The sequence below is a fragment of the Pseudomonadota bacterium genome, assembly GCA_039196715.1.
Lineage (GTDB): Bacteria > Pseudomonadota > Gammaproteobacteria > CALCKW01 > CALCKW01 > CALCKW01.
In genome coordinates this window covers 19,944-27,771 of the sequence record JBCCUP010000061.1, presented here as the reverse complement: position 1 = coordinate 27,771, position 7,828 = coordinate 19,944, and the positions used below count along the sequence as shown (strand labels likewise).

General features: G+C 66.1%; 10 protein-coding genes. 5 read left to right on the top strand and 5 right to left on the bottom strand.

Going from position 1 to position 7,828, the window contains the following annotated elements; all coding sequences use genetic code 11:
- Positions 1–415: DUF1732 domain-containing protein (locus AAGA11_17415; protein MEM9604646.1), on the top strand; the 415-nt coding region annotated here is incomplete at its 5' end.
- A gap of 18 nt (positions 416–433) precedes the next feature.
- Here AAGA11_17415 and AAGA11_17410 read toward each other — a convergent pair.
- Positions 434–1,885 carry a HAMP domain-containing sensor histidine kinase gene (locus tag AAGA11_17410; GenBank protein ID MEM9604645.1) on the bottom strand — a complete coding sequence of 484 codons (1,452 nt, stop codon included), beginning with the start codon at positions 1,883–1,885 and terminating at the stop codon, positions 434–436.
- Positions 1,886–2,044: 159 nt separating this feature from the next.
- Positions 2,045–2,740, bottom strand: a complete 696-nt coding sequence (locus tag AAGA11_17405; GenBank protein MEM9604644.1) for a response regulator transcription factor — start codon at positions 2,738–2,740, stop codon at positions 2,045–2,047.
- A gap of 213 nt (positions 2,741–2,953) precedes the next feature.
- On the opposite strand from AAGA11_17405, the gene AAGA11_17400 reads away from it, so the two are divergent.
- The 3 genes from AAGA11_17400 (at position 2,954) to AAGA11_17390 (ending at position 6,099) form a co-directional block, all read left to right on the top strand.
- Positions 2,954–4,294 (top strand): Do family serine endopeptidase, encoded by a 1,341-nt coding sequence (locus AAGA11_17400; protein ID MEM9604643.1) that lies wholly within the window; start codon positions 2,954–2,956, stop codon positions 4,292–4,294.
- A gap of 105 nt (positions 4,295–4,399) precedes the next feature.
- Complete coding sequence (locus AAGA11_17395; GenBank protein MEM9604642.1) at positions 4,400–5,041, top strand: DUF938 domain-containing protein; 642 nt, start codon at positions 4,400–4,402, stop codon at positions 5,039–5,041.
- Complete coding sequence (locus tag AAGA11_17390) at positions 5,038–6,099, top strand: trypsin-like peptidase domain-containing protein (protein MEM9604641.1); 1,062 nt, start codon at positions 5,038–5,040, stop codon at positions 6,097–6,099. Before AAGA11_17395 ends, AAGA11_17390 begins: the two co-directional genes overlap by 4 nt.
- Positions 6,100–6,104: 5 nt before the next feature.
- On the opposite strand, the gene AAGA11_17385 is transcribed toward AAGA11_17390, so the two are convergent.
- Positions 6,105–6,545 (bottom strand): molybdenum cofactor biosynthesis protein MoaE, encoded by a 441-nt coding sequence (locus AAGA11_17385; GenBank protein MEM9604640.1) that lies wholly within the window; start codon positions 6,543–6,545, stop codon positions 6,105–6,107.
- 1 nt (position 6,546) lies between these two features.
- A complete protein-coding gene (locus AAGA11_17380; GenBank protein ID MEM9604639.1) occupies positions 6,547–6,780 on the bottom strand; it encodes a MoaD/ThiS family protein in 234 nt (77 codons plus the stop codon).
- Between the two features lie 70 nt (positions 6,781–6,850).
- Between AAGA11_17380 and moaC the strand changes: the two genes are divergently transcribed.
- The gene (gene moaC, locus AAGA11_17375) at positions 6,851–7,333 is read left to right on the top strand and encodes a cyclic pyranopterin monophosphate synthase MoaC (protein MEM9604638.1); all 483 of its coding nucleotides are present in this window, start codon (positions 6,851–6,853) and stop codon (positions 7,331–7,333) included.
- Between the two features lie 8 nt (positions 7,334–7,341).
- Here moaC and AAGA11_17370 read toward each other — a convergent pair whose 3' ends face one another.
- Positions 7,342–7,809 carry a DUF3293 domain-containing protein gene (locus AAGA11_17370; GenBank protein ID MEM9604637.1) on the bottom strand — a complete coding sequence of 156 codons (468 nt, stop codon included), beginning with the start codon at positions 7,807–7,809 and terminating at the stop codon, positions 7,342–7,344.
- Positions 7,810–7,828: the final 19 nt, after the last annotated feature.

The following is a 7,828-nucleotide window of genomic DNA, read 5'->3' as shown; positions in this document are numbered from 1 at the left end:
GGCGATTGCCGAGCACCTTGCCTCCCGCGCGCGGGAGATCGGCACCATCGTGTCACGACTGCACGCCCGCCGCCCGGCCGTGCTCGCGCACCAGGCCGAGCGCTGGCGGTCCCGCCTGGACGAGCTCGGCACCGACGCCGAGCCGGGCCGGATCGAGCAGGAACTGGTCATCGCCGCGCAAAAACTCGACATCGACGAGGAGCTCGATCGGCTGGCGACGCATGTCAAGGAGGTCGAGCGCGTGCTCGCCAAAGCCGCCCCCGCCGGACGCCGTCTGGACTTCCTGATGCAGGAATTCAATCGCGAGGCCAACACTGTCGCGAGCAAATCGGCCGACAGCGAAACCACCGCACTCGCCGTCGACCTCAAGGTACTGATAGAACAGATGCGCGAACAGGTGCAGAACGTCGAGTGACGCGTGCTGCCGCGCCGCTCAGGCGACGGCCGACCTCTGGCCGGCGCCGCGCTGCTCGGCGACCGACGACGGCTTGACCGGGAATGTCATCACCGCGCGCAGGCCCGGGTCGTTGTCGAGCAGCGCGACATCGCCGCGGTGCATACGCACGATCGCCCGGACCACGCTGAGGCCGAGGCCGTTGCCCGGTGTGTTCCGCTCGTACTCGAGGCGATAGAAGCGCTGAAACACGCGCTCGCGCGACGCGAACGGGATGCCTGAGCCACGGTCCTCGACAAAGATCTCGACCGACGACGGGTGGGCCGCTGCGTCGAGGCCAAGCGTCACCGAGCCGCCGGCGGCACCGTATTTCAGGGCGTTGTCGAGCAGGTTGCTGACCGCCTGAGCGAGCAGATGGCGGTCGCCGTTCAACTGCGCGTCGCCGTTGCAGGCCAGCCGCATCTGCAGACCGCGGTCCTCGGCCAGGGGCAGGTAGAGTTCGTACAGTTCGGTGAGCAGGCCGCTGATCGACACATCGCCGAAGCGCGCCTGCTGCAGACCGGCCTCCATCCGCGCGATGCTCAGCAGCGAATTGAAGGTTTCGATCAGACCGTCGGCGTCCTGCACACCCCGGTGGAGCGTCTCGGCCACCGCCTGGCGATCCATGTTGTCGACTGAGACGAGGTCGAGGCGGTTCCGCAGGCGGGTCAGCGGGCTGCGCAGGTCGTGCGCGATGTTGCTGGTGACATCGCGCATGCCACTCATGAGTTCCTCGATGCGGTTCAGCATCACGTTGATGCGCGAGGCGAGCTGGTCGAACTCGTTGCCGTCGTCGGTCACACGCAAACGGCGCGAGAGGTCGCCCTCGATGATGTCTCCGGCCGCCCGGCTGATGCCGTCGACACGGCGGATCACAGACGAGCTCGCCCAGACGCCCGCGGCCAGGGCCACGAGCAGGCAGAGCCCGAGCGAAGCCATCACCAGCGAACTGAAATAGCTCGACAGCGAGAGCTCGTCGGTAATCTCGTGGGCGATGTAGAGCGTCAGGCCGTCATCGAGGTCGGTGATCGCCACGCGCACCGGCAGGTCCTGAGCCATGCCCGGCGGCACACTGTCGACCAGCGACGAGAGCGCCATGGTGACGTAGGTCTGTTGGTCGGGCGAGTCGGCACCCGGCATGCCAGCGCGGCGATCAGCCTGGTTGGCGAGGTAGTAGAACCGGCCAAACTCGTCGATCTGGTTGCGCTGCTGAATTGCGTTCATGAGCTGCGGCAGCGAGCCGGACTGGTAGAAGCTGATCAGCAGGTCGGACTCGAGCCGGAGCCGCGAGTCGACCAGCGACTCGATGCGGTCGCCGAGCGCGCGCTGGGTGCCGTACATCGCGATCGCGACCAACAGGGTGAACAGGCACAACAACACCAGCGCGAGCCGAAACGTCGTGGTTTTCAGTAACCGCGCGGCCCTCGACAGGATTTTGTTGCGTGCGACCAACGACACCGTACCGGCCCAACCTTCTCGGTGGAGAGTCTGTGGCAATCAATTCTGGCACGAACAAACGAAAACCGAGCCTTCGATGCCGACGAAGGCAAAACACGTTCGCTCGTCACCCCGTGCGAAACAAGCCAGAGTCACGCCAGCCCGGGCGGTTCGCTACTCGACTTCAGCCGCGTTCGCCGGGTCCACCAGGCGGTAGCCCGCCCCGCGCACGGTCTGCAGCATGGCAAAGTCGAATTCCTTGTCGATCTTGCTGCGCAGGCGGCTGATCTGCACGTCGATCACGTTGGTCTGGGGGTCGAAGTGGTAGTCCCAGACGTTCTCGAGCAGCATCGTGCGTGTCACCACCTGCCCGGCGTGTCGCATCAGGTACTCGAGCAGCCTGAATTCCCGCGGCTGCAGGTTGATGGTGGACTCGCCGCGCCACACCTTGTGCTTGAGCAGGTCCAGTTTCAGGTCGCCGACCTGCAACTGCATCGCGGTGTGTTCGGGGTTCGCGCGGCGCACCAGTGCTTGCAGGCGCGCGTCCAGTTCGTTGATGGCGTAGGGCTTGGTCAGGTAGTCGTCGCCGCCGGCGCGGAGGCCGGCCACCCGGTCGTCCACGGCGTCGAGCGCGCTGAGAATCAGCACCGGCGTGTTCACGCCCTGGCGGCGCAGCTCTTCGATCACGGACAGGCCGTCACGGCGCGGCAGCATGCGGTCGACAACGAGCACGTCGTACGCGTTGCCCAGCCCCATGTCGAGGCCCTCCTGGCCGTCCTTGGCGTGGTCGACAGAGTAGCCGCCCTCGCCGAGACCCTTGACCAGGAACCCCGCCGCCTCAAGATCGTCTTCGACTACAAGTATTCTCATAACGCTCATCGTAGAGAGGGTGAATGGACAACGTGATGACTAAACAGTAAGGCGAACTTTCATTCACCACCGTCGGTCAGACCCCACCGAATCAATAACCCCACCAGGCAGGTCTGGACCATGACACACCCAAACCCAGCTATTTGTACTGCTGCATACAACCGCGACGTTCGTCGAACGCCCGTGTTTGCACTCGTGTTGTTCGTCGTGACGATGTTAGCAGTTTCAGCCTTGGTTTCCCCAGCGCACGCGCGCGCCGCCGTGCCCGACTACGTCACCCTGGTCGAGGAACAACAGCGTTCGGTCGTGAAGGTCACAGCGCAGAAAAACCGCCAGAACACGTCAACCACGCCCCCGAGTCAGGAAGACCAGCGTCGGCGGTTTTTTGGTCCGCGAGGCGACGGACAGCCGGCGCGGGGCCTCGGCTCCGGCGTCGTGATTTCAGCAGACGGCTACATCGTGACCAACCACCATGTGATCGACGGTGCCGACTCGATCTCGGTGTCGTTTTACAACCGCGACGAGCACACCGCGACCTTGGTTGGCTCGGACCCTCGCACCGACATCGCACTGCTCAAGGTTGACACCGACGCGCTCACACCAGCAACGCTTGGCAACTCGGCCGACCTCAAGGTGGGTCAATGGGTGATCGCGATCGGCGCACCCTTCGGCTTCGACTTCACCGCCACCCAAGGCATTATCTCGGCACTCTCGCGCAGTCTGCCGAGCCGTGACGACAGCAACTACGTGCCGTTCATCCAGACGGACGTCGCAGTCAATCCGGGTAATTCCGGCGGTCCGCTGTTCAACACCGACGGCGACGTAATCGGAATCAATTCGCAAATCTACACCCGCTCGGGCGGCTTCATGGGCCTGTCGTTTGCCATCCCGGCAAACGTCGTCGAACAGGTCACGACCCAGCTCAAGGAGCATGGACGGGTGCGCCGTGGCTGGCTCGGCGTGTCGATCCAGGAAGTCGACCAGGCCCTGGCCGAGAGTTTCGGTCTGGACACGCCGCGCGGCTCTCTGATCGCGGACGTTGTGCCGGATGGTCCGGCGGCCAACGCCGGCCTGCAGGCGGGCGACATCATCCTGTCGTTCAACAGCAAGGCGCTGCGCCGCTCCTCCGAACTGCCAGCCCTGGTCGGCACCGTGACGCCGAGTGAGTCGGTTCCGGTCGTGGTGCTGCGCGCCGGTGAAGAGGTCGACATCGATGTCACCATCGGCGAGCTCGACGAAGGCGGCGCGTTGGTCAAGGCCTCGAGCCGCACCAGCAACCCGCTCGGTGCCACCGCCCGTAGCCTCAGTGAAAACGAGCGCAGCGAACGCGGCCTCGACCACGGTCTGCTGATCGAGTCGATCGCCCCGGAAGGCCTGGCAGCAGGGGCAGGCCTGCAACCCGGCGACGTGCTGCTCGAGCTCGACGGCCGACCGATGACGGCACCGTCGGACATCGACTCGGCGCTCAATGCACTCGATGGCCGCGAGCGTGTCGCGGCGCGAATCGACCGCGACGGCAACAGCCGTTTCATCCCGATCCGGGTACCGTCCTGAGGTCCCGGTGCCCCGCGGCGGCGAGTCGCGCCGCCCGTGGCACAGCCTGTATCGTGGCCGGTGCGCGGCTGACGCGCGAATCGACACCCCACCGGATCCCACAACATGACAGCGTCCTCTGCCAACTGGTTGCGTTTTTCACCGTCGGCTGCGCAGAACGCCCAGGCGATTTTCGAGGCGATGCTGCCACGCCTCGACCACGGCAGCACCGTGTTCGAGATCGGTAGCGGCACCGGGCAACACGCCGTACACGCGAGCCACGCACGTCCGGACCTTCACTGGCAACCGAGCGAGCACCCGGCTGTGCTACCCGCCTTGCAGGCGAATCTCGCCCAACACGGCACGGCCTCAATCGCCGCCCCCATCGCCTGCGACGTCGAGGCCCCGCCGGCGATCGCGACGGCGCATGACACGGTGTACACCGCCAACACCTTGCACATCCTGTCTCAATCGCAGGTGGCTGCGCTCTTCACCCTGGCGGCGCGCCTGCTGACGCCAACCGGCGCGCTCTACACCTACGGGCCGTTCCACTTTCCGGATCGTACGCCAGTGCAGAGCAACCTCCACTTCGACGCGCAGCTGCGGGCAGCCGACCCGAGCCAGGGTGTGCGCTCACTCGACTGGCTGACAGCAACCGCCGAATCGGCTCAACTCGGCCTGCACAGCACAATTGAAATGCCGAGCAACAACCATATTTTGGTGTGGCAGAGGATGCCCTGGGTATCAACGGAGGTGTGGCGCCTGTGACTCACGGCCGACTGCTGTTCGCTCTGCTCGCACTGCTGACGCAGGCGGTGTGGGCGACGCTGCCCGCGGCCGTTGACGGCGAGCCCTTGCCGAGCCTGGCGCCCATGCTCGAGGCGACCACCCCGTCGGTGGTCAACATCGCAACCCGCGGCTCGGTCACGGTCCAGAACCCGCTGATGCGCGACCCTTTCTTCCGGCGTTTCTTCAACCTGCCGGCGCATCGCGAACGGCGCACCCAGAGCCTCGGTTCCGGTGTCATTGTCGACGCCGAGCGCGGCCACATCGTCACCAACCACCACGTGATCGAACACGCGCAGCAGATTCGCGTGACCCTGCACGACGGCCGCGAGGTCGCCGCACAACGGGTCGGCTCGGACCCGTCGAGCGACCTCGCGGTAATTGAGATCGCACCGGACAAGCTCGTCGCGGCGCGCTGGTTCGACAGCGACGCGCTGCGTGTCGGCGACTTCGTGGTCGCCATCGGCAACCCCTTCGGCCTCGGCCAGACCGTCACCTCGGGCATCGTCAGCGCACTCGGGCGCAGCGGCCTCGGCATCGAAGAACTCGAAGACTTCATTCAAACCGACGCGTCGATCAATCCGGGCAACTCGGGCGGCGCACTGGTGAACCTCAGGGGTGAGCTTGTCGGCATCAACACCGCCATCATCGACCCCTCCGGCGGGCGTGGCGGCAACGTCGGCATCGGCTTCGCGATCCCGTCGAACCAGGCACGCCGCATCCTGCAGGACCTCATCGACCACGGTGCCGTGCAGCGCGGCGGGATCGGTGTCAGCGTGCAGGACCTCAGGCCAAACCTCGCCGATGCCCTCAACGTCTCGGCGCGCCGCGGCGCAGTGCTGGCGCGGGTGCGACGCGGTTCACCGGCAGAGGCTGCGGGCCTGAAACCCGGTGACGTGATCATCGAAGCAGCGGGCCGACGCATTCGTGACGCCGACCAACTGATTTCAGTGATCGGTCTCGGCACCGTGGGCGACGAGCTGCCGCTCACGGTGCTGCGCGGGCCGGTCCGCATCGAGACGCGCGTGCAGATCCGCTGAGGCCCTCAGTAGCCGGGTGTGTTGCGCTCCACCCAACGCGACGCGCCGGAGGCGAGCGTCTCTTTCTTCCAGAACGGTGCCCGCGACTTCAGCTCTTCCATCAGGAAGCGGCAGGCTTCGAACGCCGCCTTGCGGTGCGACGACCAACAGGCGCAAAGCACGATGGGGTCGCCGACGCGGATGTCGCCGACCCGGTGCGCGATCAGCGTCGCCAACAGGGGCCAGCGCGCCGCGGCATCAGCTTCGATCGCCTCGAGTTCGCGCTCGGTCATGCCGGGGTAGTGCTCGAGCAGCATGCTCACCACCGCATCGCCTTCGTTGTGGTCGCGCATCGTGCCGACAAAGCTCGCACAGGCCCCAGCCGCACCGTGTGCAAGCTTCGTCGACTCGTAATCCGCAAGCATCGACCAGGGGGAAAACGGCGCATCGTGCAAGCTGACCGCCATCTCAGCCGCCTGTCACTGGCGGGAAAAAGCCAACTTCGTCCCCATCCTTGACCGGCGCCTCAAGGCCCGTCGTGGTGTGGTTCACAGCGGCCAGGACCTCGCTCGGCGGCTGGGCGCCGCGGCTCGCGGCAGCCCACACATCGCCCACCGTCGCGAGGTTTTCGTCGGCCAGTTCGAGCTCGGCGTGGCCGATCTGCTCGCGCAGACTGGCAAAAAATCGGACTTTGATAGTCATGGCAGTTTCCGGCACCCGGACCGCGGAGGGTACTATCATGGCGCGCGACAGAAAACCGGGCGGAACAACGATGGCCGATCTCACACACTTCGACGCCGAGGGCCAGGCGCACATGGTCGACGTGGGTGGCAAGGCGAGCACACACCGCGTGGCGGTCGCGCGAGGCCGCATCGCGATGTTGGCCGACACACTCGCACTGATCCGCTCAGGCAGCCACAAAAAGGGCGATGTGCTCGGCATCGCGCGCATCGCAGGCATCATGGGCGCGAAGAAAACCGCCGACGTCATCCCGCTGTGTCACCCGATCGGCCTGACCCGTGTCGCGGTTGACTTCGAGGTCGACAGCGAAGCCAGTGCGGTGTGGTGCGAGGTTCGAACCGAGTGCACGGGCCAGACCGGTGTCGAGATGGAGGCGCTGACGGGCGTGCAGATCGCGCTGCTGACCGTCTATGACATGTGCAAGGCCGTGGACCGCGGCATGCGCATCACCGATGTGCACCTGGTCGAGAAACAGGGCGGCAAGTCGGGCCACTACCGCGCTGCGGCGGACTGAGCAGGCGCTCAGCTCGGGTCTGCGCTCCAGCGCAACCCCGCCTCGGCACCGAGGGTGCCGAAGACCACCGCACGCTGGCCGTAGCGCCCCGCGTAGCCGAGCGCATCGGCCTCACTGACACCGAGCACCAGAAAACCCGGCTCGGCCGGCCAGTCGCCGTCGCGCGACTGCGCGGACGCACTCACGGTCGGGTGACCGTCGCCCTGCAACTCCATGAACAAGGCCACGTTCGCCTTCGCGTTCGCGCGCCGATCGCGTTGCTCCGCGCCGGGATTCCAAGCCGTAATGAAGCACCACGACTGCAAACCGTAGTCCCGCACCCACTCATCGAGCAGCGGGTGCCGCGCGCCCACCCGGATCGCCAACATCTGCTCGTCCGGCAGTTGAACACGGTAGACCGTGCGGGCAAAGGCGGCTTCGAGCGGGTTGGTCATGGCAGGCACCGGCGGCGTTGTCAGGTGGTCAAAGCGTGGCACCTGTGCACGCACTTGGCCA

Coding starts and splice junctions, on each gene's coding strand:
- AAGA11_17405 (MEM9604644.1), bottom strand. CDS start 2,740: ATGAGAATACTTGTAGTCGAAGACGATCTTGAGGCGGCGGGGTTCCTG.
- AAGA11_17400 (MEM9604643.1), top strand. CDS start 2,954: ATGTTAGCAGTTTCAGCCTTGGTTTCCCCAGCGCACGCGCGCGCCGCC.
- AAGA11_17395 (MEM9604642.1), top strand. CDS start 4,400: ATGACAGCGTCCTCTGCCAACTGGTTGCGTTTTTCACCGTCGGCTGCG.
- AAGA11_17385 (MEM9604640.1), bottom strand. CDS start 6,545: ATGGCGGTCAGCTTGCACGATGCGCCGTTTTCCCCCTGGTCGATGCTT.
- AAGA11_17380 (MEM9604639.1), bottom strand. CDS start 6,780: ATGACTATCAAAGTCCGATTTTTTGCCAGTCTGCGCGAGCAGATCGGC.
- moaC (MEM9604638.1), top strand. CDS start 6,851: ATGGCCGATCTCACACACTTCGACGCCGAGGGCCAGGCGCACATGGTC.